At 65.2% G+C, this 25,287-nt stretch carries 15 protein-coding genes and 1 rRNA gene; 9 read left to right on the forward strand and 7 right to left on the reverse strand.

The annotated features are described in order from the left end of the window. From rrf to ACQKIE_RS17170, 3 genes are all read left to right on the forward strand, one after another. A 5S ribosomal RNA gene (gene rrf / locus ACQKIE_RS17160) occupies positions 1–86 on the forward strand; the annotation flags it as partial. 191 nt (positions 87–277) lie between these two features. Continuing rightward, positions 278–1,879 carry an AAA family ATPase gene (locus tag ACQKIE_RS17165; protein ID WP_427461373.1) on the forward strand — a complete coding sequence of 534 codons (1,602 nt, stop codon included), beginning with the start codon at positions 278–280 and terminating at the stop codon, positions 1,877–1,879. 2 nt (positions 1,880–1,881) lie between these two features. Next, entirely contained in the window at positions 1,882–2,565 is a 684-nt protein-coding gene (locus ACQKIE_RS17170) for a rhomboid family intramembrane serine protease (RefSeq protein WP_427461375.1), read from the forward strand. On the opposite strand, the gene ACQKIE_RS17175 is transcribed toward ACQKIE_RS17170, so the two are convergent. After that, positions 2,554–3,291, reverse strand: coding sequence for a glutamine amidotransferase (locus tag ACQKIE_RS17175; RefSeq protein WP_427461377.1), 738 nt, complete (start codon positions 3,289–3,291; stop codon positions 2,554–2,556). The two genes, ACQKIE_RS17170 and ACQKIE_RS17175, sit on opposite strands and share 12 nt — an antisense overlap. Further along, positions 3,288–5,102, reverse strand: coding sequence for a GspE/PulE family protein (locus ACQKIE_RS17180; protein WP_427461379.1), 1,815 nt, complete (start codon positions 5,100–5,102; stop codon positions 3,288–3,290). Before ACQKIE_RS17180 ends, ACQKIE_RS17175 begins: the two co-directional genes overlap by 4 nt. Positions 5,103–5,167: 65 nt before the next feature. Between ACQKIE_RS17180 and glyQ the strand changes: the two genes are divergently transcribed. Together glyQ and glyS are read left to right on the forward strand one after the other, a co-directional pair. Continuing rightward, the gene (glyQ, locus tag ACQKIE_RS17185) at positions 5,168–6,079 is read left to right on the forward strand and encodes a glycine--tRNA ligase subunit alpha (RefSeq protein WP_427461381.1); all 912 of its coding nucleotides are present in this window, start codon (positions 5,168–5,170) and stop codon (positions 6,077–6,079) included. Continuing rightward, positions 6,072–8,216: a glycine--tRNA ligase subunit beta gene (gene glyS / locus ACQKIE_RS17190; RefSeq protein ID WP_427461383.1), complete on the forward strand. Its 2,145-nt coding sequence runs from the start codon at positions 6,072–6,074 to the stop codon at positions 8,214–8,216. Before glyQ ends, glyS begins: the two co-directional genes overlap by 8 nt. Before the next feature lie 76 nt (positions 8,217–8,292). Here glyS and ACQKIE_RS17195 read toward each other — a convergent pair whose 3' ends face one another. After that, positions 8,293–8,889: a helix-turn-helix domain-containing protein gene (locus ACQKIE_RS17195; protein WP_427461385.1), complete on the reverse strand. Its 597-nt coding sequence runs from the start codon at positions 8,887–8,889 to the stop codon at positions 8,293–8,295. 538 nt (positions 8,890–9,427) lie between these two features. On the opposite strand from ACQKIE_RS17195, the gene ACQKIE_RS17200 reads away from it, so the two are divergent. From ACQKIE_RS17200 to ACQKIE_RS17215, 4 genes are all read left to right on the forward strand, one after another. Next, on the forward strand, positions 9,428–12,469 hold the full coding sequence (locus ACQKIE_RS17200) for a TonB-dependent receptor (protein WP_427461387.1): 3,042 nt from the start codon (positions 9,428–9,430) through the stop codon (positions 12,467–12,469). 491 nt (positions 12,470–12,960) lie between these two features. Continuing rightward, complete coding sequence (locus ACQKIE_RS17205) at positions 12,961–16,011, forward strand: TonB-dependent receptor (RefSeq protein ID WP_427461389.1); 3,051 nt, start codon at positions 12,961–12,963, stop codon at positions 16,009–16,011. 314 nt (positions 16,012–16,325) lie between these two features. Beyond that, positions 16,326–17,198, forward strand: a complete 873-nt coding sequence (locus ACQKIE_RS17210; RefSeq protein WP_427461391.1) for a DUF1481 domain-containing protein — start codon at positions 16,326–16,328, stop codon at positions 17,196–17,198. Between the two features lie 203 nt (positions 17,199–17,401). Next, positions 17,402–17,785 (forward strand): hypothetical protein, encoded by a 384-nt coding sequence (locus ACQKIE_RS17215; protein ID WP_427461393.1) that lies wholly within the window; start codon positions 17,402–17,404, stop codon positions 17,783–17,785. A 59-nt stretch (positions 17,786–17,844) separates the two neighbouring features. Here ACQKIE_RS17215 and ACQKIE_RS17220 read toward each other — a convergent pair whose 3' ends face one another. From ACQKIE_RS17220 to mnmG, 4 genes are all read right to left on the reverse strand, one after another. Beyond that, entirely contained in the window at positions 17,845–19,641 is a 1,797-nt protein-coding gene (locus ACQKIE_RS17220; protein WP_427461395.1) for an autotransporter outer membrane beta-barrel domain-containing protein, read from the reverse strand. 161 nt (positions 19,642–19,802) lie between these two features. Next, a complete protein-coding gene (locus ACQKIE_RS17225; protein ID WP_427461397.1) occupies positions 19,803–22,136 on the reverse strand; it encodes a Tex family protein in 2,334 nt (777 codons plus the stop codon). Positions 22,137–22,246: 110 nt separating this feature from the next. Further along, the gene (locus tag ACQKIE_RS17230) at positions 22,247–23,005 is read right to left on the reverse strand and encodes an RDD family protein (RefSeq protein WP_427461399.1); all 759 of its coding nucleotides are present in this window, start codon (positions 23,003–23,005) and stop codon (positions 22,247–22,249) included. A 51-nt stretch (positions 23,006–23,056) separates the two neighbouring features. Beyond that, positions 23,057–24,931 carry a tRNA uridine-5-carboxymethylaminomethyl(34) synthesis enzyme MnmG gene (gene mnmG, locus ACQKIE_RS17235; protein ID WP_427461401.1) on the reverse strand — a complete coding sequence of 625 codons (1,875 nt, stop codon included), beginning with the start codon at positions 24,929–24,931 and terminating at the stop codon, positions 23,057–23,059. Positions 24,932–25,287: the final 356 nt, after the last annotated feature.

The raw sequence follows: 25,287 nt of genomic DNA on the forward strand, positions 1-25,287 counted from the left end.
TGATCCCATCCCGAACTCAGAAGTGAAACGCGCATGCGCCGATGGTAGTGTGGCTCAAGCCATGCAAGAGTAGGTCACCGCCAGGGGCTTTATCCTGAAAACCCGGTCTCGAAAGAGGCCGGGTTTTTCTTTTGCCGTCGTGCCCGCAGGGCACGCACAGCAACAGGTCACCGCCAGGGGCTTTATCCAAAAACCCGGTCTCGAAAGAGGCCGGGTTTTTCTTTTGCCGTCGTGCCCGCAGGGCACGCACAACCGGCTGATCGGCTACAGTAGGCCCATGTATCTACAGACTTTCGGCCTTCGCGAACCGCCGTTCGGCGACGCACCGGATCCGCGCTTTGCGTGCTTGTTTCCACGCGAGCGGGAGGTCCTGGCGCACGTGGAATACGAGGTCGGCGCCGATCAGTCCAGCGTTACTCTGGTAACAGGCGAGCGCGGTATCGGAAAGACGTTGCTCTGCATGCTGATCGAGGCCGACGCGCCGAACCACGGGGTGCGCGCCGTGCGCCAGGGGGCGGGTGACTACGCGCTGGAGACCACGGCGTGGCTGCGCGCCCTCTATGCCGGATTCGGCCTGCCCCTTCCGTTGAGCGCCGACGCGAACACGCAAGACCACCTGGTAGACGGGCTCGCGGCCGGCCTGGGGCGGCTGACCCATCACGTCAGTCACCGATTCCTCTGGATCCTCGACGACGCCCACGAGCTCTCGGATGACGACCTGTCGATCGCCATGCGCCTGCTGGTGGCTTGCGAGAAGGCGGGGGCGCCGTTCCACATCGTCCTTGCCGGCGAGCCTTCGCTGCGCGAGCGGCTTGCGGGCGCCGACGCGCCTCCCTTGGCCGCTCGCATTCGCAGCCGTCTGCCACTGGCTCCGCTCAATGCGGAAGAAAGCGAGCGCTACGTGCGGCATCGCCTCCATGTGGCAGGTACGACGCAGATGCCGTTCAGCCGGCTCGGGCTGCGCAGCCTGCGCGATGACGGCAAGGGCAATCCACGTCGCCTCAATACCCTCGCGCACCGCGCCCTCGAGCGCGCCTCCGAGCGGGGCGAGAAATCCATCGGCGAGCGCGCCCTGGGGTTCGTCGTGCGTGAGGCCTTGCCGCAACATGCGCGCTACTGGCTGAGGCGCTTCCGCCGACCGATCATCGCCGTAAGCGTGATGATCGCCATCCTCTTCGTCGGCGGCGTGGCGACCTGGTTCCTGACGGGGCACAGCCCTTCCCGGCCGAAGAACCTCGTCACGGTCAGCCCTGAGCAGGCGCTGGCTAAGTTCCATGACGCCTTGCCTGCGCCGGATGTGGGCAGGTTGCGTGTATGGGGTGAACTGCTCGCGCGCTGGCAGGTGACATCGAAGGAGACGTCGGTCGGCAATGCCATCAATTGCGATGCGACCATCTTCCCCGGCTTCGCCTGCGTGAGCGGTCGAGGCTCGCTGGACCAGCTTCGTCGCTTCGACCGCCCGCTCGTTCTCGAACTGGACGACGCCAATGCGAAGCAGCAGGTATTGCTGGTCGGCGCGGGTACCGACGCAGTACGCCTGTACCTCGGTGGAAAATATGTCGACCTGACGCGCGAAGCCTTCCAGCACGTCTGGAATGGCCGCTTTTACGCCGTGTTCCGGGTCGACCCCGCCATGCCGGCCAAGCTGTCGCGAGGCGACAGCGGGAACGGGCTGGCCTGGATATTGGCCAGGCTTCCTGCCAATCCCAACGCCAACGCCACGACACCGACAACCTTCGATAGCTCGGTGGAGGCCCGCGTGCTCGCCGTCCAACAGCGCTTCGGCATCGCCGCCGACGGCGTCGTCGGTCCTGAAACGATGTTCGCGTTGTCGTCGCTGGAAGCGGAAGGCCCGCACCTCGCCCGCGGCGTTCCCTGAGCATGTTCGTCCACGTCGACACCCGACGACGCTCACGGTTGTGCTGGGCGACGATGCTCGTCGTGATCGTGTGCGTCGTCTGCTTCGTCGCCCTGGCCCTTGCCAGCCGCGCCGAACGAACATCCATCATGCTGCACTGGGGCACCGTGCCCGCCCATCTGTTCGGCACCGGTCTGCCTTTCCTGGAGCAGGTGAGTGACCCGGCCCTGCTGCGACTGTTCACGGCCACGTTCATCCACGCGGGCTGGCTGCACCTGCTCAGCAACCTCCTCTTCCTCGTGATCTTCAGCCTGCCGGCCGAACGCAGTCTCGGTTCACCGCGCTTCCTGCTGCTCTTCCTGCTCGGCGGCGTCGTGGCGAACCTGATTGGTGCGGTCTCGCTCACGGGCGTGCGTGTCGCGATCATCGGCTGCAGCGGTGCCGTCTCCGCCGTCGTGGGTGCCTATGTCACGCTGTTCCCGCGGGCGAAGTTGGGTCTCGTGCTGCCGCTTGGCCTGTACCTCGAGTTCGTGCGCGTGCCCGCCTTCGTGTTGATCGGCATCTGGGCGTTGGTGCAATTGCTCTTCAGCTATGCCGGCGCGAGCTACGGCGCCGTCGTGTGGTGGACGCACATCGGCGGCTTCCTGTTTGGCATCGTGTTCGCCCTGTTTTCGCGCGGCGCGATCGCGCGCCGTTTACGCGGCTGACATTTCGCGCGGTGCCAGCAGGTGCTCGCGGACGAAACCGCGCAACAGCATGCCGGCATGCGGTGTCGGCGCCACGGCGGCCAGCAAGGCCTCCGGTGACTGGCCTTCCTCGCGCAGCGCGTCGCGCTTGCGCTCGATGTATGCACGCATCACCGTTGCTGAAAACTCGGGATGGAATTGCGTGCTCACCGCATGCTTGCCGTAACGAACGAGGTGGTGCGGGTCCCGGTCGGACCGCGCGAGCGACACCGCGCCGCGCGGCAATTCCAAGACGCTCTGCTCGTGGGTCGCATGGGCATGGAACGCGGTTGGCAGGGCAACGCCAAGCGGATCCTTGACCGCATGGGCATGCGTATCGATGCGCAGCGTGCCCATTTCCCGACCGCCGGGAAGGTAGTCCACGCCGCCGCCGAGCGCGTGCGACATCAACTGGTGCCCGTAGCAGACACCCAGTAGCGGCAGGTCGATATCCATCGCGTTACGGATCCATCCCGCGGTGCGTTCGCTCCATGGCAGTTTCTCGGTGACCATCGACGCGGAGCCCGTAATGACGGCGCCGGCGCAATCTTCCGGATCCGGCAGGCTGTCGCCGTGTTCCACGTCGACGATGCGGAGGCGCGCTTCGTGCAGGCGCAGGCCGAGGCGAAACCAACGGGGAAAATCCCCATGACGACGACTGATGGTGTCGGGTGCGCGGCCGGTACGAACAATGAGAACGGGCTTCATGGTGGGGTGCTTTCGTCGATCTCGGTCGGGGGAAGCACGTTGAGCACTTCGCGAACGGTGGTAAGGCCGGCGGCGACCTGCATCGCCGCCGAGATGCGCAGGGGCTTCATGCCTTCGCGTAGCGCTTCGCCGCCGAAGCGGCCAAGGTCGAGCTCGGCTGAAATGATCGAGCGCAAGCGCGCGGACATCGGCATCATCTCGTAAACGCCGGTACGACCGAGGAAGCCCGTCTTGCGGCACTCGAGGCAGCCGACCGGCTCGAACACCCGCTCGGGCAGGGGAATGTCCCACCCGTGGGTGAGCACGCCCCAGGCATCGGGAGCCTGCGTCGAGGCGACCTTGCAGTGAGGGCATAGTGTCCGCACGAGGCGCTGCGCCACCACGCCGGCGAGGGTGGACTGGATGAGGTAGTGCGGCACGCCGAGATCCAGCAGACGGGTCACCGCGCTGGGCGCATCGTTGGTATGCAGTGTCGACAGCACCATGTGGCCGGTGAGCGAAGCCTGCACCGCCATCTGCGCGGTTTCCAGGTCGCGTATCTCACCGATCATGATGATGTCGGGATCCTGACGCAGCAGCGTACGGACACCGGCGGCGAAGTCGAGGTCGATCGCCGGCTGCACCTGCATCTGGTTGAGGTCCGGCGAGACCATCTCGATCGGGTCCTCGACCGTGCAGACGTTGAGCTCCGGCCGGGCCAGGTGCTTCAGCGTGGAGTACAGCGTCGTCGTTTTGCCGGAGCCGGTGGGACCGGTGACCAGCACGATGCCATGTGGCCGCTCCACCATGCCGCGCCAGATCCTGTCTTCCTCGACGGAAAACCCGAGCTGGCTGAAATCCTTCATGACGAGGTCTGGGTCGAAGATACGCATCACCACCTTCTCGCCGAACGCCGTCGGCATGGTGGAGATACGCAGTTCGACCTCGCGTCCGCCGGCGGAGCGCGTCTTGATGCGACCGTCCTGAGGGCGTCGCTTCTCGGCGACGTCCATGCGCGAGAGGATCTTGACGCGCGCGGTCACCGCGGTCATCACCGGCGGTGGCAGCTCGAACACCTTCTGCATGACGCCGTCGATGCGGAACCGCATCTGCCCGGCGTCGCGCCGCGGCTCGAGGTGGATGTCCGACGCGCGCTGCTCGAACGCGTACTGCAGCAGCCAGTCGACGATGTGCACGACGTGGCGGTCGTCCGCGCCGACCTCGCCGGTCTTGCCCAGTTCGACCAGCTGTTCGAAGTTGATGATTTTCGACGGCTCGCCCGTCTTGGCATCCTGTGCGAGCTGGATGGAACGCTGGACGCCGTAGAACTCGAGCAGGTAACGGTTGATGTCGATCGGGCTCGACACCACGCGGCGAACGTCGCGACGGAGCATGTGGGCGAGGTCGTTCGCCCAGCCCGTGTCGAAGGGTTCCGCCGTGGCGAAGGTGACCTCCATGGGGGAGGCCGCGACCGGCAGGATCCGGTGGCGCTGCGCGTAGGCGCTGCTGACCGCCTGAGTGGCCTGGGCCACGTTGACCTTCATCGGGTCGATCTTCAGGTAGGGCAGGTCGGCCTTCCCGGCCAGCCACTCCACCATCGTTTCCAGGCTGAGCGGGCGGCCCGGGTCGCGCCGGTTCTCGATCTTCGCGTTGGCGATCAGGACGAGGGGGTGCAGCTCGATGGCCGACTTGCCGCTGCGCGAACCCATGCGCACACGCTTCGCGTCGTCGCCGACCAGGTAGCCGTCCACCACGAGGGACGCGAGCACCTCGTCAAGTTCCAGCCTGCCACGACGGCCGAGGAGGGCGCCGTGTGTCGGATTGACTGCCATTGCCTGAAGCCCTGTATTAAGCCCACGCCGCTATACTAGCCCGCTTTCTCAAGGACCCGGGAACCATGTCCGCGCCCACCTTCCAAGACGTGATCCAGACCCTGAACCGCTATTGGGCGGAGCAGGGCTGCGTGCTGGTCCAGCCGCTCGACACCGAGGTCGGCGCGGGTACGTTTCATCCGGCGACCTTCCTCCGTTCGCTCGGACCCGAGCCCTGGGCGGCGGCCTACGTGCAACCCTGCCGTCGACCGACGGACGGGCGCTACGGCGACAATCCCAACCGCCTGCAGCACTACTACCAGTACCAGGTGGTCCTCAAGCCGAACCCGGACGACATCCTGGAGCGCTACATCGGCTCCTTGAAGGCCTTGGGCATCGACCCGCTGGTGCACGACCTGCGCTTCGTCGAGGACAACTGGGAATCGCCGACCCTCGGCGCCTGGGGCCTCGGCTGGGAAGTCTGGTTGAACGGCATGGAGGTGACCCAGTTCACCTATTTCCAGCAGGCCGGCGGCCTCGAATGCCGACCCGTCACGGGCGAAATCACCTACGGGCTCGAACGCCTGGTGATGTACCTGCAGAACGTCGACAGCATCTACGACATCGTCTGGACGCACGCGCCGCACGGCGTGGTCACCTACGGCGACGTGTTCCACCAGAACGAGGTGGAACAGAGCACCTACAACTTCGAACACGCGAACGTGCCGGAGCTCTTCCACTGGTTCGACGTCTGCGAGGGCGAGGCGGGGAAGCTGATCGCCGCGGGATTGCCGCTTCCCGCTTATGAGCAGGTGTGCAAGGCGAGCCACGCCTTCAACCTGCTCGACGCGCGTCGAGCCATCAGCGTGACGGAGCGCCAGCGCTTCATCCTGCGCGTTCGCACGCTGGCACGCAGTGTCGCGGAGGCCTACGTGGCACAACGGGAAAAGCTCGGCTTCCCGGGCCTGAAGAAAGACAAGGAGGCCGTCCATGGCTGATAAACGACTGCCGCTCCTCATCGAGCTGGGTACGGAAGAACTTCCGCCGAAGGCGCTCGACGACCTCGCCGGCGCATTCACGCGCGGTGTCGTCGAAGGCCTGGAAAAGCGCGGCATTGCCGCGGACTACGCTGCAGCGAAGACCTACGCGTCGCCGCGCCGTCTCGCCGTGCACGTGCCGGCGGTCGCCACGGCCCAGCCGGAGCAGACGGTCGAGCGCCGCGGCCCGGCGATCGCCGCGAGCCTCGGAGCCGATGGCGAGCCGAGCAAGGCATTGCTCGGATTCGCCCAGTCCTGCGGTGTGGACGTCGCGGCGCTGGAAAAGCTCGAGACCGACAAGGGCGCCTGGTTCGTGTTCCGCGCGGTGAAGGCGGGACAGCCCACGGCCGCCTTGCTGCCGGACATCGTGGCAGAGGCGTTGAAGGGCTTGCCGATTCCCAAGGCCATGCGCTGGGGCGACCGGGAGGAATCCTTCGTGCGCCCGGTCCACAGCCTGCTGATGCTGCACGGTGCGGACATCGTCGACGGAGAATTGCTTGGCTTGAAAAGCGGCCGCCTCAGCATCGGCCACCGTTTCCACCATCCGAAGCCGGTGCACGTTGCCGACGCGGACAGCTGGGTCGACGCGCTGTTCCATGCGCACGTGATCGCGGACCCCGCGGCCCGGCGCGAGCGCGTGCGCGACGAAGTCGCGCGCGTGGCCACGGGCGGCGTGCCGCGACTCTCCGACGACCTGCTCGACGAGATCGTCAACCTGACCGAATGGCCCGTGGCCATCGCCTGCACGTTCGAACGCGAATTCCTCGACGTGCCGCCGGAAGCGCTGGTCACGACGATGGAGACGAACCAGAAGTTCGTTCCGGTCTTCGATGCGGAGGGCCGGCTCACCGAACACTTCATCGGCGTCGCCAATATCGAAAGCCGCGATCCGGCGGAAATCCGGAAGGGGTACGAACGGGTGATCCGTCCGCGCTTCGCGGACGCCAAGTTCTTCTGGGACGAAGACCTGAAGACGCCGCTGGCCGACTACCAGGACGGCCTGAAGAACGTTACCTACCAACAGTCGCTGGGCAGCCTGTGGGACAAGACGGTGCGCGTGGCCGAACTGGCGCGCGTCGTCGCCAACCGCGTTGGCGTCGACGCTGGCCAGGCGACCCATGCCGCCGCGCTGGCGAAGTGCGACCTGCTTACACGGATGGTCGGCGAATTCCCGGAGTTGCAGGGTGTCATGGGCCGTTACTACGCCACGCGCCAGGGCATTCCGGCCGACGTGGCGGATGCGCTCGACAGCTTCTACCAGCCGCGGTTCGGCGGTGATGCCATCGCCGCGGGCCCCGTGGGTCGGGTGCTGGCCGTGGCGGAGCGCCTCGACACCCTCGCCGGCATCTTCGCCGTGGGCCTCAAGCCGAGCGGCAACAAGGATCCCTTCGCACTTCGTCGCGCCGCGCTTGGCTTGGCGCGCACCCTGATCGAGGGTGGCCTGGACATCGATTTGCGCGCCGCGTTGACGGAAGCCTTCGAGCTCGTTCCGGAGGCAGCCGTCGTCGCTGGCGTAAAGCCGGGCAAGGACGGCAAGCCCCCGGTAGTGGACATCGGCGCCCGGCGCCGGGAGCTGAGCGACGAGGTTCACGCCTTCGTGCTCGAGCGCCTGCGCGGCTATTACGCCGACCAGGGCTTCTCTGCCGACCAGTTCGAGTCCGTGCTCGCCGTGGCGCCGGCCACGCTACCCGACTTCGATCGCCGCCTACGCGCGGTGGGCGAATTCGCCCGTCGCCCCGAAGCCGCCAGCCTCGCTGCAGCGAACAAGCGGGTAGGGAACATCCTGCGCAAGCAGGCCGAGGAAGCGGATGCCGCCCCCATCAAGGGGAACGTCGATCCTGCGCACTTCGAATCCGATGCCGAACGGGAGTTGCACGCGGCGCTCGAGTCCGCACGGACGGAAACGCAGGGCCTGTTGGCCAAGGGCGATTACACCGGCACGCTGGCCCGCCTCTCGGCGCTGCAGGCGCCGGTGGACCGCTTCTTCGACGATGTACTGGTCAACGCCGAGGATCCCGCAGTGCGCGCGAACCGGCTTGCCCTGCTCGCGCAGTTGAAGGCCAGCTTCGGCGCCATCGCGGACATCTCGCGGCTCTGAGCTATATCCGCGTGGGAAGCGCGCGAGCGCGCTTCCCACAAGAATCTTCGATCTTCTGAAGCGCGCTAGGGGACGATCAGGCCGCCACGCCTTGATCGTCCTGGATCCGTGACATGAGCGTCCGACGGAAAGCCACCATGCGATCGGCGTAATCCGCTTCGCCCGAGCGCGCCAGGATCGAATACATCTCGGCGACGAGATCGGCGTGACGTACTGGCGAGAAACGGCTACCGGTCATCTCGATGTCCGATTGCAGCAGCTTCATCGCAGCGGCGAGCCGGCTCGGGTCCAGGGTGGCACCCCGGTTAGCCGTGGCCTCGCGGCCCTTTCCCCCGTCGGCGGCGCTGGTTCGCGAGGCGGAGCTCTCAGCGGACCCGTCGAGCATCATCGGACCTTCGCCCGCGGCGAGCCATACGAGAGACAGTCCAAGAGTCTTGGCCATCGTGACGCAGCGGCCGCGGGAGGGATCGGTATTGCCGTCCCGCCAGCTGCGTACCACGCCTTCGGAGAACCCGCAGCGGCGCGCGATCTCACTCACGCTGCCGGACATCTTGATGACCGCGCGCACGCGGCTGGCAAACGAAGAAGGCTGGACCGAGGTATCCGGAAGGGCGATATCCAATCCCCCTCGGGAGGCATCGGCCAGGACGGATTCCCGTGAGTTGTCGTTCATGCGAATGGAACCTCGTTATCAAAAGACCGCCCCCCGGCGATTCGCGATCCAACGCGCGAGTTGGGCTTTCGGTGTACAGGAACTTGCCTTCGAAAGCCTTTCATCGCGCGAAGTGTCCGCATGGGATTTCCGATGCCAATGTTAGGAGCGGCCGGATCAGGGGCTATTTCTACTAGGAACGTTTCCTAGGTAAAAGTCCCATATAGCCCAGAAGTCACGATTCTGGTCCCTCGCAAGTGCTTGACCCTGTTCGTGATTGCCTCAGCCAATGCGTGACCTTGTCACGCAGGTAATTGCGCAGACAGGTAAAAAACATGTGAGTTTTTCATATTGCAGGCCGATGACGCCTTGCGTATACCTGTAGGTGATCACCTACACGGTGATGCTTCGGGGGCGGGATCCTTTCTTGGATTCCGTTGTTTTTGTAGAGAGATTCCAAGACCAAGCAACGAGCTACCCCGGCGCCGTCGGGGCGGGTTCGGCTTGCCGCCATATCGCATTTAATTGCGAAGCGGCTTTTCATGGGGAGAAGCATTCGATGAGTTCACGTCATTTCCGCGCTACATCGCTGGGACGCCGGAGTGCGCTGGCCCTGGCGATCAGCCTGGGCACCGTCTCAGGCGCCGTGTTCGCGCAGGCGACCACCGGCTCGATCTTCGGCCAGGCACCCGCCGGTGCCGGCCAGACCGTCACCGTCACCAGTGACACCGGCGTCACCCGTACCGTCAATGTCAATGACGACGGGCGCTACAACGTCGGCCAGCTGCCCCTGGGCAACTACAAGGTCACGCTCAACCGCGACGGTGCCGCCGTCGACTCGCGTGCCAACGTCACCCTGCGTGTCGGCGCGGGTACGGAAGTTGGCTTCGGTGGAGCGGCTTCGGCCTCGCAGGCGTCGAGCCTGGAAGGCGTGACCGTGTCCGCCAACGCGCTGCCGTCGATCGACGTCAGCTCCGTCGACTCGCGCACCGTCATCACGTCCGAGCAGCTTTCGAAGTTGCCTCTGGCGCGCACGGCGGAAGCGATCGCCCTGCTTGCGCCCGGCGCGGTCGCCGGCAGCTCCTTCTTCACTGGCCCCACCGGTAACCCGCTCGTCTCGATCGCCGGCAGCGCCGTGACGGAGAACGCGTACTACATCAACGGCTTCAACACCACTGATCCTCTCAGTGGTTTCGGCGGTATCACGCTGCCGTACGGTGCCATCGACCAGCAGGAAATCCTTGCCGGTGGTTACGGCGCGGCATACGGCCGCTCGTCGGGCGGCGTCATCAGCCAGGTCGGTAAGCGCGGCAGCAACGAATGGCATTTCGGCGGGCAGGTGCTGTGGGAGCCGAACGGCGCCAAGGCTTCGCCGATGAATTTCTACCGCCAGGTCGGACCCGAGGCCGGTGAAATCTTCGACCGGAACGACACCGACAAGCTGTGGCGCACGACGTATTCCGCCTATGCGGGCGGCCCGCTGATCAAGGACACGCTGTACGTCTTCCTTGCCGCGGAGCAGGAGCGTCGCGAAGGCTCGCAGATCACGAACGTCAATGCCCCGTTCGTGTACAAGCAGAGCTACCGTAACCCGAAGTACTACGCCAAGATCGACTGGAACATCAACGACAGCAACATCCTCGAACTGACGGGCGCGTCCAACAAGCAGGAATACGACGCCTCGATCTTCGAATACGACTACGACACCCGCACCCGCGGTGACTTCGTTGGCAAGGACACGGCAGGCGCGCCGCAGAACAAGTCCGGTGCCGACGTGTATTCCGCGAAGTTCACCAGCTACATCACCGACGACCTGACGCTTACCGCGCTGTACGGCAAGATGAAGGGCACGTATTACACCGCGACGGCTGGCGAAACGACGTTGCCGTCGATCCTGACGCCGACCTTCCAGGATCCGGCGCTCAACGGCGGCTCGCCGATCACCAATGCCAATCCCTCGGCTCAGATCGCGGACCCCCGCCACACGTCGACCAACACCAACCTGCGCGTCGACCTGAGCTACCACATCGGCGATCACACGATCACCGCTGGTATCGATAACCAGAAGGTGCTCGACAAGAACGACGGTGTGACCACGTCGGGTCCCGGCTATGCATGGGAATACAACCACACCGACGCAGGCACGCCGATCATCGGTGAAGCCCCGACGGATGCGGCCTATGTCGCCCCGCCGGGTGGCGAGGGTTACTACGTCGCCCGTTACGTGTACAGCACCGCTGCCTCGGTCCGCACCACGCAGCGCGCGCAGTACATCGAGGATTCCTGGCAGGTCAACGACCGTTGGCTGGTGAAGATCGGCCTGCGTAACGACCAGTTCACCAACTACAACCAGAATGGCGAGGCGTACCTGCGCCTGACCACGCCGCAGTGGGCCCCGCGCCTCGGTGCCACCTGGGACGTCAACGGCGACTCCAGCCTGAAGATCTATGCCAACGCGGGTCGTTACTTCCTCGCGCTGCCGGCCTCGGTCGCGCTTCGTTCGGCGGGTGCCTCGCTGTACACGCGCGAATACTTCAACTACACCAGCATCGACGGCAACGGTATCCCGCAGGGCCTCACGCCGATCTTCAGCAGCACGGGCGGCCCGATCTCGGCCAACCGCGAGTACGGCATTCCGCGCGATCCCGCGACCGCCGCCGGTACGAACATCAAGTCGGAGTACCAGGACGAGTTCATCCTCGGCTTCGACGCGATGCTGACCGACAAGTGGACGTATGGTGCCAAGGCCACGGTGCGCAAGCTGCGCAACGCGATCGATGACGTCGGCGACAGCGGTGCCATCCTGGACAAGATGGAGCGCATGGGCATCGACCCGGCCACCATCGGCGACATCCAGGGTAGCTACCTGTTCAACCCGGGCCGCGCGAACACCTTCCTCATCCCGAACGTCAACGGCGGCTACTACAGCGTCGACATGAACAATGAGGACTTCCGCTTCCCGCATAGCAAGCGCAACTACTACGGCTTGAACCTGTACCTCGACCACGCGTGGGACGGCAAGTACCAGGTCCGCTTCGACTACCTGTACTCGAAGAGCTACGGCAATTCGGAAGGCCAGGTGCGCTCCGACATTCGCCAGGACACTGTGTCGGCCACGGTCGACTGGGATTACTCCGAAGTCATGCAGTACTCGAACGGCGAACTGGCCAACAGCCGCAAGCACCAGTTCAAGATCTACGGTTCCTACCAGCTCGCTCCGGAATGGCTGGTCTCGGCGAACGCGCTGCTCTCGTCGGGTGCGCCGAAGAGCTGCCTGGGCTTCTTTGGCCCGGACGAGACCAACCCGAACCTGGGTTATGGCTCGTACTACCACTGGTGCAACGGCCAGCCGTCGCCTCCTGGCGACGCGGGTCACAACCCCTGGACGTACATCGTCACGGGCGCGGTGGAATATCGTCCGGTCTGGGCCGACAGCAAGCTGGCCTTCAACCTCACGGTGTTCAACCTGTTCAACCAGCGCAAGGAAACGCAGATCTATCCGATCCATGGCAGCGAAGCCAGCCCGAACCCGCGCTACGGCGTGCCGATCTACCAGACCACGCCCCGCTACGCGCGCGTAGGCATCACCTACGACTTCTAAGCTAGGGCAGCAAAAGAACAGCTAAAACAAGAGAAGGTCACGGGGGCAAAGGAGGGCTCCCGCGACAAAGGCATCATGCCTCCCCAGATCGCCCCCTGCCTCGCGGCCGGGGGCGCTTTTTTTACGGAACTGTTTCACTCGTAAGCAAAATTCCCCGAATATCTTGCGCTTGCAAGAGGCGCTTGCCGAAGAAAACGTAAGAAAAACCGACGATCCCATGTAAATAATTTGTTGACACGGGCCTCAGCGTAAGCCTAGATTCGGCGTCGACGATTCTGAAAGAACCTTCCCCGAAGACTCGAGGCAGGTTCGGTTCAGCAAGTCCATGGCTTGTCGGAAGCAGGTACGCAGGGCGACGCACCACTCTGGGAGAGAGGACCGCGTCAGCAGCATCCCCCGCAACGTGCACCGAGTGAGCCACCTTTTTTTCCGGCTTCGGTCGGTTTTGCTCGTTTTCAGGCCCGGTTAGGGCTGATCTGGGGAGATTTGCAATGAGTTCTCGCAGCATCCGGCAGGCATCTGTCCTGCGTCGTTCCTCGCTGGCGCTCGCGCTGGCGATGGGCATGGGCCTCACGGGTACCGTGTTCGCCCAGGCAACCACCGGTAGCCTCTTCGGCCAGGCCCAACCCGGTGAAACCGTCCAGATCACCAGCGCCACTGGTGTCACTCGCACGACCACGGTCGGCGAGAATGGCCGCTACGCCTTCGGCAACCTGCCGCTCGGCAGCTACAAGGTCAGCCTGCTGAAGGACGGCGCCGTCGTCGATTCGCGCGACAACGTCGAACTGCGCGTCAACGCCGGTACGGACGTGTCGTTCAATGCCGCGGCCGCCACTGCCAGCAACGCCTCCAACCTGGAAGGCGTGACCGTCGTCGGCACGGCGCTACCGCCGATCGACGTCTCGTCGGTCGACTCGCGCACCGTCATCACCCAGAGCCAGCTGAAGCAGCTGCCGCTCGGCCGCAGCGCCGAAGCCATCGCACTGCTCGCCCCGGGCGTCACGCCGGGTGCGACCGGAACGGGCATCGCGAGCCCGACCGGCCAGGCGCTGATCTCGTTCGCCGGTTCCTCGGTCAACGAAAATGCCTACTACGTCAACGGCATGAACACCACCGATCCGATCAACGGTTACGGCGGTATCGTCCTTCCGTACGGCGCGATCGACCAGCAGGAAATCCTGACCGGCGGCTACGGCGCCCAGTACGGCCGCTCGGCCGGTGGCGTCATCAACGTCGTGGGTCGTCGCGGTACGAACGACTTCCACTTCGGTGGTCAGCTGCTCTTCACCCCGAAGTGGGCGAAGGCTGACCCGAAGAACATCAACTTCGCGAAGGGTTCGCCCAGCGAAGGTGAGCTGTACCAGTACCGCCGCGACAACAAGGACTGGGAAGCGGTTGCCTCGGCCTACGCCGGCGGCCCGCTGATCAAGGACAAGCTGTTCGCGTTCATCGCCGTCGAAGGCGCGCGCCGCGAGGGCACGAACGTCGGCTCCGTTTCGACGACGCGCACCACGCAGTATCGCTACGACGATCCGAAGCTGTACGGCAAGATCGACTGGAACATCAACGACAACAACATCCTCGAACTGACGGGTGCGTCGTACAAGGACGAATACTCCGGCGGCATCTACGCTTACGACAACGACACGAACACCCGTGGCGCCTACCGTAACGCGGCGACGATCGAGAACACGAAGCAGACCATGTGGCTGGCGAAATACACCAGCTACCTGACCGACACCCTGACCCTGACGGCGCAGTACGGCAAGCAGAAGACCGCTTTCTACACGCAGCCGGCGGCGACCGATCCGGACCTCATCTACATCACCGGTGCGGGCAACCAGGATCCGGCGCTGAACGGTGGCGTGGCCGGCGGTATCGCCAATGCGCAGAACCTGCGTGACATCGACGATCCGCGCCACGAGAGCAAGGGCTCGAACTACCGCGTCGACCTGGCCTGGACGCTCGGCGACCACACCCTGACGTTCGGTATCGACAACCAGACCACGCAGGACAACAACGACGGTACCTTCATCTACGGTAACAATGGTTACTCGTGGTCGTACGGCACCGTCGCCGAAGGTGCGAGCAGCATCGCCGGTGGCCAGGTCGCCGCGCCGGTCGGCACGCCGTACTACGTCGCGCAGTATCGCCTCGTCACGGCCGCCAGCGTGCAGGTGAAGCAGCGCGCCCAGTACATCGAAGACAAGTGGCAGCTGAACGACAACATCCTGCTGTCGATCGGTCTGCGCAACGACCAGTTCACCAACTACAACAGCAGCGGTCAGGCCTACATCACGCAGACCAAGCCGCAGTGGGCCCCGCGTCTGGGCGGTAGCTGGGACGTCTTCGGCGACAGCACCTTCAAGGTGTACGCCAACGCCGGCCGTTACTACCTCGCCCTGCCGGCCGCTCCGGCGCTGCGCGGTGCTTCGGCTTCGTACTACACGAACACCTACTTCTCGTACACGGGCATCGATCCGACCAACGGGTACCCGACCGGTCTGACCCCGCTCAACACCGTGCGTGGCCCGGGCGCCCCGATCTCGACGAACAACGAATACGGCCAGACGCCGGATCCGAACGTCGTCACGGCGCGTGGCGTGAAGGCCGAGTACCAGGATGAGTTCATCGCAGGCTTCGACAAGACCCTCGGCACGAACTGGACCTACGGTGCGAAGCTGACCTACCGCAAGCTCGGCAACGCGATCGACGACTTCTGCGACACCGGCGTCGTGCAGGATGCGTTCGCGGCGAAGGGCTACGACGTCGACTCGCAGAACTGGAATGCCGTGGGCTGCTACCTGTTCAATCCGGGTCGCGCCAACACCTTCCAGGTCGGCAACGCTGCCGGCGGTTACGATTCGATCTCGCTGTCGAACAAGGACCTCGGCTTCCCGCACCTGAAGCGCCACTACTACGCTGCTGAGCTCCACCTGGATCGCCAGAAGGGTGACGGCAACTGGTGGGGTACGGTCAGCTACACGTACTCGCGCCTGTATGGCAATTCGGAAGGCCAGGTCGATACGGATGCCGGTACGCGCAGCTCGCCGTCGGTCACGCAGTCGTGGGATAACGCCCCGCTGATGGTGTACTCGAACGGCGAACTCGCCAACGACCACACCCACGCGCTGAAGGCGTTCGGTGCCTACCAGATCACCCCGGAGTGGATGGTCGCGGGCAACATCGCCATCGTGTCGGGTGCGCCGCGCAACTGCTACGGCGGTTTCGGTGCGAACGAGGAAGATGCGGGCTACGGCGTCGAGTCGTACCACTTCTGCGGTGGCCTGCCGTCGCCTCCGGGCAAGGGCAGCCGCCTGCCGATGACGCACACCGTCTCGCTGAGCACGGAATATCGTCCGGCGTTCGCCGACCACAAGCTGGCCTTCAGCCTCGAAGTCTTCAACCTGCTCAACGAGCAGCAGAAGACGCAGTCCTACCCGTACTACGGCGTGTCCGATGCTCCGAATCCGGAGTTCCGTCGCGCGCTCACGTACCAGACCCCGCGGTCGGTGCGTTTCGGTGTGACCTACGACTACTGATCATCGTGGTCGAAGGCAGCGTCACGCTCGTCAGAGCGTGGCGCTGGGACGACAGAACGCCACCTTCGGGTGGCGTTCTGCTTTTCGGAGCGCGGAAAAACGTTTCGCAAAACCAAGCGATTGCCCGTTTCCGGCAAGTCTGACTGCCAGCTAGCCAGCCGGCTTAAAAACGCTATTCCTGTCTAGTTCGTCACTTGACTTTTCTGACGGCCCATTTGCCGGTATTCTCCCAAGTTCCCCCCGGGAGGCTCGGCGCCATGCGCGTGCGTATCTTCCGTGACCCACGACCATTTCATTCGTTACGAGGTTCGACCATGCGCAGGATTCTCTTGTCGCTCGCATCCGTGGCCGCCATGGCGGCCCTCGCCGGCTGCAGCGGCGGCTCCGACACCAACGGCCAGCAGGCCGCTGCCCCGGGTGGCACCGACAACGCCAACGCGAATGCCAACGCAGCGCCGGCCAATGCCGTGACGGGCACGATCAGCCTGCGCGACGCAGGCGCCCAGCTGAGTCCTGATGCCAAGCTCGACATCAAGCTGATCGACGTTTCCGCCGAAGGCTCGCAGCCGCTTGCCGCCAAGACGATCGCGCCGGTCACCATGCCGCAATCGTTCCAACTGGACTTCGCCGCTTCGGACCTGAATCCGAACGACATGTACATCGTGGACGTCTCGCTGCAGGACGGCGAGCGCCACTATTCCTCGCCGCTGAAGACGCCGGTGCTGACCAAGGGCGCGAAGAACGCCGTCACCATCCAGCTTGTGGGTGAAGCCACCCCGGGCGAGAAGGAACTGGCCGGTTACAACAGCCTCAAGAAGAACATCGGCGGCATGAAGGTCACGCAAGGCACCGCGCTGAAGGAAGGCGAGTCCCGCGGCTGGCAGATCTTCCGCAAGGGCAAGGACGTCCAGTTCGTCATCGAACTGGTCGACTACGGCGACAAGGGCTTCACCTCGACGAACTATGCCTACAAGGACGGAAAGCCCTGGGTCATCGTGCAGGAGAAGAAGTCGAGCAAGGACGCCAAGCCCAACTCTACCGAGCGCGCGGGCTGGAACGATGCCGGCGAACTGGTGCTGAAGCAGAACGAAGCCGGTGGCAAGGTCGATGTGCTTTCCGACGACGATGCCAACACCCTGAAGAAGCAAGCCGAAGCCATGTATGCGAAGGCGGGCGGCAAGAAGTAAAGCCGTCCGTCAATCGGAAGACGCCGGCCTAGCGCCGGCGTTTTTTTTTGCGGGTATGCAAGAAAGTGCGAATACCGCAAGGTTGATTGTAGGTGGTGTCCTACGCGAACACGCTCTCGCTGCTTACAGTACTTGCCGGCGTAGAAGACTAGTGTTGAGCGCGCGGTCAACTAGACCGTGCTTCGCGTCAAGGAGAGAAGTTCATGAAGCGGTTATTTACAAAGCTCGCTTTCGTCGCATTCCCCCTGCTGGGTGTCGTGGGCAATGCCTACGCGCTCGCGCTGAACACGACATCCATCAAGTACTTCGATGAAAACGGCGCCATTGTTGGTCAGTTCATCCGCCTATGCAATGCGCTGACCTATCACGCTGGGAATACGCACACGGCGTACAGCATCACGGAGGAAGTGAACTGCGGTACCAATCCGGGTTTGCGCTATGTCGTCCCCAACACCATCATCACCAGCTACACGCTCCCTGGATTCCTTCCGATCAGCACCGCCTGCGGGATCGCAGAATGCGAGCCGCTCGGGGTTTCTGAGCCAGAGCGTCTCAACGACAAGGGATGGACCTGGACTAACCCTTAGTCCGTGAAAAAAGAAGGCCGGCATGTAGCCGGCCTTCCTTGCGTCGAAGAAACGCCCGATCAGAACGCCAGCTTCACACCCAGGTTCAAACCGTTGTAACGCTGGGTGTCATCGCCGAAGCGTCCGGAGTAGCTGACCCAACCGCTCCAGCTTTGGTTGAAGTCGGCGGTGACGCCGAGGTCGGCGGTCATCCAGGTCTTGTCCGGCGAGAAGCCTTGCACGCTGAACTGGCCGGCCATGTTCGTGAGGCCCGCGGTGACGTAGCGGTCTTCGGCGCGACCGTCGTGGTTGTACGCCACTTCCGCGAAGGGATGCAGCGTGGTGTTACCCGACTGCCAGGCACCCTGCAGGCGCCAGCCGGCCGTCTCGATGCGCGCATTGCGGATCTGCTTGCCGAAGTGCATCGCGGTGCTGGTGTCGTTGCGCTCGGTGTAGCCGAACACGCGCAGCTGCTGCCATTCCACCGACACGAAGGGGCCGGTCTTCAACGTCTCGCTGCCGAACCACCAGCCGCCGCTCAGGCCGGCACCGACATGCGAACCGTCGGTCTTGCCCGATTCCGTGCGACGTGCGGCACCGAGATCGATGCGACGGTCGATGTCGGTGAAGCTGAGCTGGCCGAAGCTGGCGAAGCCGCCGAAGTAGCCACCGCCGTTGTGGTAGAAGGCGTAGCCCGAGCCGGCGATGTCCTGCATCTTGTAGCCGCCACCGCCCTGGAAGTCGGCCTTGGACTGGGCGACGCCCATCGCCACGCCGATCGACACATGGTCGCTCACGCGGGCGTCGGCACCGATCGTCAGGTTGACGTTGTCGCTATCGGTCTTGGGCGAGGTATCGGTGTTCTTGAACTTCTGCTGGCCGTAGTCGACCGCGGCGAAGAAGCGCGAGTCGGCGCCGAAGTTGTCGGCCATCATCTGGTTGCGCAGCGTGCGCACGTGCGCGGCGTTCGAGGCGAGGCCAGCTTCGCCGAGCAGCGAGATCTGCTGCGGAGCCGTGATCACCGAGATGGCGTACTGTCCGAGCAGCGCGTGCGCTGCCGTGGTCGGATGGATGCCATCCGCGAACAGGTAGGTGCTCGCCGCGTTCGGGTCGCGCAGGGTGGCCGGCGAGCAGGTGATCGAGCTGGCGGTGGTGCAGGCGGGCACGGTCACGTTGGTGAAGCCGTAGGTGCTCGGGCTGGCGATGACCTCGTTGAGCAGGGCGTAGGTGTCGATCGGCACGATGCCACGGTTGGCCGAGGCCAGGCCGCCGCTGAGGATGCCGTTGTAGACCTGGGTCAGCTGGGTGATCCCTGCCGAGGCGGCGGCGCCCTGGGACATGGCGGCCGGAGTCTTGCCCACGTCCGGCAGGTTGAAGACGACGATGGTCTTCGCGCCGGCGGCCTGGAGCGCCTTGATCTGGCCTACTTCATTCGTCGCGGCGGTCGCCACGGTCACCTGGGCGGTGGCCGGGTTCTGCACGGCGGCGAGCAGGTCGTTGGCGCCGATCCACATGGTGTAGAGCGCGTTCGGGTTGGCCTTGCCGCCGTTGGCCGCGAGGTACTGCTGGACCTGGGTGGACGTGGCCGGGACAGGGTTGGCGATCGCGGCGCGTGCGCCGCCGAACGCATAGTCCGTGCCGCCCTGGAGCGACGGCGTCAGCGTCAGGTTGAAGTGGCTGGCGATGTTCTCGACGGCCACGGTGCCCGGGTTCGTCGTGAAGCGGGTGATCACCGGCGAGCCGGAAAGCAGGGCAACGTTGCCGTTGTCGCTCAGGCTGTCGCCGAAGGACACGACCTGCTGGTACCCGTCGGCGTGCGCCCCGGCACTGAAGAGAAGGGCGGCACCAATGGCACCTGCAAGATGACGAATTCGCATGAGGACACTCCGTGTGGGGCGTTAGAGAAACGTTACGGTAATGGAAAGCCATACGGCAGCGCATGCTGCGCTGCGGTACTCGTGAAGAGGCATGGACAACCGGTTGTGGGAAGCGCGCCAGCGCGCTTCCCACGGGAGAAGAGGCACCCCCAGGCCCTCAGTTATTTCTTAAGTGCGCGGGAGAACGCGTCGGCAAAGGCGCTGTTGGTTGGCGCTGGCGTCGCCTTCGGCGGCTGCGGCGGGCGACCGCCCTGACCGCCGCCACGGCGATTGCCGCCGCCGGGCCCGTCGTCGCGCGATGCCGGACGTCCAGTGCGGGCTTCGCCCGGCACGTCGTCCAGGCGCATGCTGAGGGCGATGCGCTTGCGCGGGAGGTCGATCTCCATGACCTTCACCTTGACGATGTCTCCCGCCTTGACCGCGTCACGCGGGTCCTTGACGAAGGTGTGCGAAAGCGCCGACACGTGGACGAGGCCGTCCTGGTGCACGCCGATGTCGACGAAGGCGCCGAAGGCCGCCACGTTGGTCACGCGGCCTTCCAGCACCATCCCGACCTCGAGGTCCTTCAGATCCTCGACGCCCTCGGCGAAGGTTGGCGCCACGAACTCGGGGCGGGGGTCGCGACCCGGCTTCTCCAGCTCCTTCAGGATGTCGCGCACCGTCGGCACGCCGAAGGTTTCGTCGGTGAACTCCTCGGCCATCAGTCCGCGCAGGAAGGACGTGTCGCCGATGACCTGTTTCACTTCCCGTCCGCACTGCTTCAGGATGCGCTCCACGACGGGATAGGCCTCCGGATGCACGGAGCTCGCATCGAGCGGATTGCTCCCTCCGGTGATGCGCAGGAAGCCCGCGCACTGCTCGAAGGCCTTGTCGCCCAGGCGAGGCACCTTCAGGAGATCCTTGCGGCTGGGGAAGGGGCCGTTCGCATCGCGATGCTTGACGACGTTCTCCGCCACGCTGGCGGAGAGGCCGGCGACGCGCGCGAGCAGCGGTGCCGAAGCGGTGTTCACGTCGACGCCGACGGCGTTCACGCAATCTTCGACGCGAGCATCCAGCGCGCGCGCCAGCTTCACCTGGTTCACGTCGTGCTGGTACTGACCGACGCCGATGGCCTTCGGTTCGATCTTCACCAGTTCGGCGAGCGGATCCTGCAGGCGGCGCGCGATGGACACGGCGCCGCGGATCGACACGTCGACGTCCGGGAATTCCTTCGCCGCGAGCTCGGAGGCGGAATAGACGGACGCACCGGCTTCGCTCACGACCACTTTCGACAGGCCCAGGTCGCCGTGCTTGCGGATGACTTCGCCCACGAGCTTGTCCGTCTCGCGCGAGGCGGTGCCGTTGCCGATCGCGACGAGGTTCACGCCGTGCTGCTTCGACAGCTGCGCGATGCGTGCGATGGATTGGTCCCACTGGTTGCGCGGTTCGTGCGGGTAGATGGTGTCGTACGCGAGCAGTTTGCCGGTCGCATCGACGATGGCGATCTTGCAGCCGGTGCGGATGCCGGGATCGAGGCCCATGACCGTCTTCGTGCCGGCGGGGGCCGCGAGCAACAGGTCCTTGAGGTTGTCGCCGAACACGCGGATGGCCTCGTCTTCGGCACCTTCGCGCACGCGGCCGAAGAGGTCGAGGGTGAGGTGCAGGTGCAGCTTCACGCGCCATGTGAGGCGCACGGTCTCGCGCAGCCACGCGTCGGCGGGGCGACCGCGAGCGACGATGCCGGCACGCGCGGCGACGCGGCCCTCGCCTTCGGCATGTCCCTGGTCGGCGTCGACACCCGGGTTAAGGTCGATTTCGAGGATGCCTTCGTTTCGGGCACGCATCAGTGCGAGCAGACGGTGCGACGGAATCTTTGCGACCGGCTCGACGTGGTCGAAGTAGTCGCGGAACTTCGCGCCCTCGTTCTCCTTGCCGGCGACCACCGTGGCGCGGATCTGTCCCTTTTCCCAAAGCCAGTCGCGCAGCTCGCCGACGAGCGCGGCGTCTTCCGCGATCGTCTCCATGAGGATGGCGCGTGCACCGTCCAGCGCGGCCTTGCTGTCGGCGACACCCTTTTCGGGGTCGACGAAGCCGGCGGCGAAGGTCTCCGGATCGTGGGTGGGATCCTCGCGCAAGCCGAGGGCCAGCGGCTCGAGGCCCGCCTCGCGCGCAATCTGCGCCTTCGTGCGGCGCTTGGGCTTGTACGGCAGGTAGAGGTCTTCCAGGCGCGCCTTGGTGTCGGCGCCCAGGATGTCGGCGCGAAGCGCGTCGGTCATCTTGCCCTGCTCGGCGATGCTGTCCAGGATCGCTGCACGCCGGTCCTCGAGTTCGCGCAGGTAGCGCAGGCGCTCTTCCAGCAGGCGCAGCTGGGTGTCGTCGAGGCCGCCGGTCACTTCCTTGCGGTAGCGCGCGATGAACGGCACGGTGGCGCCGCCATCGAGGAGCTCCACCGCCGCGCGCACCTGTTCGGGCTTGGCGGCGATGTCCTGGGCAATACGTTGTTCGATGCTCTGCATGGGTTTCCTGTCACTTGCTCTGCCGACCGGCCGTGAGGCCGGGCCGCCGATGATAGCAAGTGAGCCCCAGGGCGATTCCCGGTGTGGGGAGCGCCCACACACGGAAGGCCTCAGGCGTCGAAGCTGCCGCCCGGACCGCTGCGTGGGGCGGGGGCCACGGCAGGCTTGTCGGCGCGACCGGTCAGCACGTACGTGCCCGCGAGGAGGTCATGCACGCCCTGCTTGCGCTGGGTGAAGGCCGCGGTGATGTAGAAGACCATCGGGATGAGGAAGGTAAACGCGTTCACCAGGCGGACCGCGTTGCGACCTGCGGCGCGCGCCACGCTGATGCGGCGGCCTTCGGTGTCGGTGACACGGATACCGACAGCCATCTTGCCGGGCGTGGCCTGCCATTTCGAGCTCTCGAAGAAGGCGTAGTAGACGAAGCCGATCACCAGCAGGACGTACGTGATCGGTTGCACCGCATCGGCGTAGGCGGCAATGGCGGCGGTCTGGTCGGATTCCAGCTTGGCGAGCAGGGTGGTCATCGCCGCGCCCAGGCCCATGCTGAGGCTGATCACGGTGTAAGGCACCATGAGGATCAGGTAGTCGATCACCCAGGCGCCGAAGCGCAGCCAGAAGCCCGCGTACTCGGGTTCGGCGACATCGGTCACACTCATGAACGGCGGCGGCGAAGGGGGCATCGGCGGCACGCTGCCGGCTGCGGGACGCTCTCCCGGGAAAAGCTCCCCGAGAGGGCGCCAGTCGGTCATGCCTTCGTGCCAGCCCAGCTCCTCGGGACGGCAGGTGCCGTCGCGCAGCCACTGCCGGACCTCCGCCTCTTCATAGGGGCCGAAGCGCTCGCCGTTCCGTCCGATCCAGACCTGCATGGTGTTCCTTCCGTTCGATAGCTCGATGCCGGAATGATGCCAGATGGACTGTCAGGCCGCGCGCCGCTTGAGGTGGACGAGGAGCAACGAAATCGCCGCGGGCGTCACGCCGCTGATGCGCGAGGCCTGGCCGATGGTGGCCGGCAGCGAGCGTTTGAGTTTCAGGAGCACTTCCGCCGAGAGCCCACGCACCCGGTCATAGTCGAACCCCTCGGGAATCGCCGTGGACTCGTGGCGCCGCTGGCGCTCGATTTCCTCGCGCTGGCGCTCGAGGTAACCCGCGTATTTCGCCTGCACTTCCACTTGCGTGGCGACTTCCGCATCGTCCACCGGTGGCCCGAGCTCAGGGACCGTGGTTAGCGTGGTGTAGTCCATTTCGGGGCGGCGCAGCAGGTCGAGGGCGTGCGTTTCGCGGCTCACGGCGATGCCGAGGGAGCGCTCTATGGCCGCGCCCAGCGCATTCGTCGGTGCCGCCCAGAGCCCGCGCAGTCGCGCGCCCTCACGCTCGGCGGCATCGCGCTTCGCTTCCAGGCGACGGAAGCGCGCGTCCGGCACCACGCCCAGGGCGTGCCCCTGCGGTGTCAGGCGCAGGTCGGCATTGTCCTCGCGCAGGTGCAATCGGTACTCGGCGCGCGAGGTGAACATGCGATAGGGCTCGATCGTGCCATTCGTCGTGAGGTCGTCGATGAGCACGCCGACATACGCCTCGTCGCGGCGCGGGTACCAGGGAGCGTCGCCGCGCACGGCAAGCGCCGCGTTCATGCCGGCGATCAAGCCTTGCGCGCCGGCTTCCTCGTAACCCGTGGTCCCGTTGATCTGTCCGGCGAAATACAGTCCCGGAATACCCTTGGTCTCCAGCCACGGATGCAACCCGCGCGGGTCGAAGTAGTCGTACTCGATGGCGTAGCCGGGGCGGGTGATATGCGCACGCTCAAAGCCGGGAATCGAGCGCACGAGCGCGTACTGCACGTCGAACGGCAGCGACGTGGAGATGCCGTTGGGGTAGATCTCGAATGTGTCGAGGCCTTCCGGCTCGACGAAGATCTGGTGCGAGGTCTTGTCGGCGAAGCGAACGACCTTGTCCTCGATCGAGGGGCAGTAACGCGGCCCGACGCCTTCGATCTGACCGCTGTACAGGGGCGAGCGATCGAGCGAGCCACGGATCAGGTCGTGCGTCGCCTCGGTCGTGTGGGTGATCCAGCAGCTCACCTGGCGCGGATGGTCCGCGGCCGATCCCATGAAGGAGAAATGCGGCATCGGATCGTCACCCGGCTGCTCCTCCAGCACGGAGAAATCGACGCTGCGGCTGTCGATGCGCGGCGGCGTGCCGGTCTTCAGGCGGTCGGCGGCCACCGGCAGTTCGCGCAGCTTCGCGGCGAGCGTGGACGCGGGCGGATCACCGGCGCGACCGCCGGCGTACTGCGCCTGGCCGATATGGATCTTCCCGGCGAGGAAGGTACCGGCGGTGAGCACCACGGCGGGCGCGTGGAAATCCAGGCCCATCTGCGTGCGCACGCCCGCCACGCGACCGTCGACCAGGAGGATGTCGTCGACCGCTTGCTGGAACAGCACGAGGTTGGCTTGCGTCTCCACGAGCGAGCGGATGGCAGCCTTATAGAGGGCGCGGTCCGCCTGGCACCGCGTGGCGCGTACCGCCGGCCCTTTCGAGGCATTCAACGTGCGCCACTGGATGCCGGCGCGATCCGCCGCCATGCCCATCGCGCCGCCGAGGGCGTCGATCTCCTTGACCAGGTGCCCCTTGCCGATGCCGCCGATGGCCGGATTGCAGCTCATCTGGCCGATCGTCTCGATGTTATGGCTTAGCAGCAGCGTGCGGGCGCCGGCGCGTGCCGAGGCGAGCGCCGCTTCGGTGCCGGCGTGTCCGCCACCGACCACGATCACGTCGTAGGTTTCGTTATGCAACATGGTCTGGACTGGCTTCGAGTGCCGAAAGCGGGATTTTACGCCGTCCGGCGAACCCGGGGTGGCATGGGTCGTGCTTGGCTGTCCTCGCACTTCATCCGGGCAGACGCAGCGCGATCATCCGCGCGCCGAGGTCGAACACAGGGGTTTGGCCGTGTGCCGGAGAAGGAAGCGGGATGCGGGCAGGGATGCCCCATTCGGTTCGAATGAGATCTGGCGCCCGGCGGTCTCAGGAACAGGGGGAATCCAGGATGACCGTGCTGCCGGGCGCCAGAAACCGAGTGACTGGCACAAAGAGTCGCGGCCTTGACCGCGGCTTTCTTCGTTGGGGCCAACACTACACTTTCCGAATGAACCAA

Origin of the sequence: Luteibacter sp. NPDC031894, from assembly GCF_050273135.1 — a bacterium.
Taxonomy (GTDB): Bacteria; Pseudomonadota; Gammaproteobacteria; order Xanthomonadales; family Rhodanobacteraceae; genus Luteibacter.

What these genes read in the sequence shown, in the direction of transcription:
- ACQKIE_RS17170 (WP_427461375.1), top strand. Translation starts at nt 1,882, where the DNA reads ATGTTCGTCCACGTCGACACCCGACGACGCTCACGGTTGTGCTGGGCG.
- ACQKIE_RS17210 (WP_427461391.1), top strand. Translation starts at nt 16,326, where the DNA reads ATGCGCAGGATTCTCTTGTCGCTCGCATCCGTGGCCGCCATGGCGGCC.
- ACQKIE_RS17215 (WP_427461393.1), top strand. Translation starts at nt 17,402, where the DNA reads ATGAAGCGGTTATTTACAAAGCTCGCTTTCGTCGCATTCCCCCTGCTG.
- glyQ (WP_427461381.1), top strand. Translation starts at nt 5,168, where the DNA reads ATGTCCGCGCCCACCTTCCAAGACGTGATCCAGACCCTGAACCGCTAT.
- mnmG (WP_427461401.1), bottom strand. Translation starts at nt 24,931, where the DNA reads ATGTTGCATAACGAAACCTACGACGTGATCGTGGTCGGTGGCGGACAC.
- ACQKIE_RS17195 (WP_427461385.1), bottom strand. Translation starts at nt 8,889, where the DNA reads ATGAACGACAACTCACGGGAATCCGTCCTGGCCGATGCCTCCCGAGGG.
- ACQKIE_RS17175 (WP_427461377.1), bottom strand. Translation starts at nt 3,291, where the DNA reads ATGAAGCCCGTTCTCATTGTTCGTACCGGCCGCGCACCCGACACCATC.
- ACQKIE_RS17200 (WP_427461387.1), top strand. Translation starts at nt 9,428, where the DNA reads ATGAGTTCACGTCATTTCCGCGCTACATCGCTGGGACGCCGGAGTGCG.
- ACQKIE_RS17225 (WP_427461397.1), bottom strand. Translation starts at nt 22,136, where the DNA reads ATGCAGAGCATCGAACAACGTATTGCCCAGGACATCGCCGCCAAGCCC.
- ACQKIE_RS17165 (WP_427461373.1), top strand. Translation starts at nt 278, where the DNA reads ATGTATCTACAGACTTTCGGCCTTCGCGAACCGCCGTTCGGCGACGCA.
- glyS (WP_427461383.1), top strand. Translation starts at nt 6,072, where the DNA reads ATGGCTGATAAACGACTGCCGCTCCTCATCGAGCTGGGTACGGAAGAA.
- ACQKIE_RS17230 (WP_427461399.1), bottom strand. Translation starts at nt 23,005, where the DNA reads ATGCAGGTCTGGATCGGACGGAACGGCGAGCGCTTCGGCCCCTATGAA.
- ACQKIE_RS17205 (WP_427461389.1), top strand. Translation starts at nt 12,961, where the DNA reads ATGAGTTCTCGCAGCATCCGGCAGGCATCTGTCCTGCGTCGTTCCTCG.
- ACQKIE_RS17180 (WP_427461379.1), bottom strand. Translation starts at nt 5,102, where the DNA reads ATGGCAGTCAATCCGACACACGGCGCCCTCCTCGGCCGTCGTGGCAGG.
- ACQKIE_RS17220 (WP_427461395.1), bottom strand. Translation starts at nt 19,641, where the DNA reads ATGCGAATTCGTCATCTTGCAGGTGCCATTGGTGCCGCCCTTCTCTTC.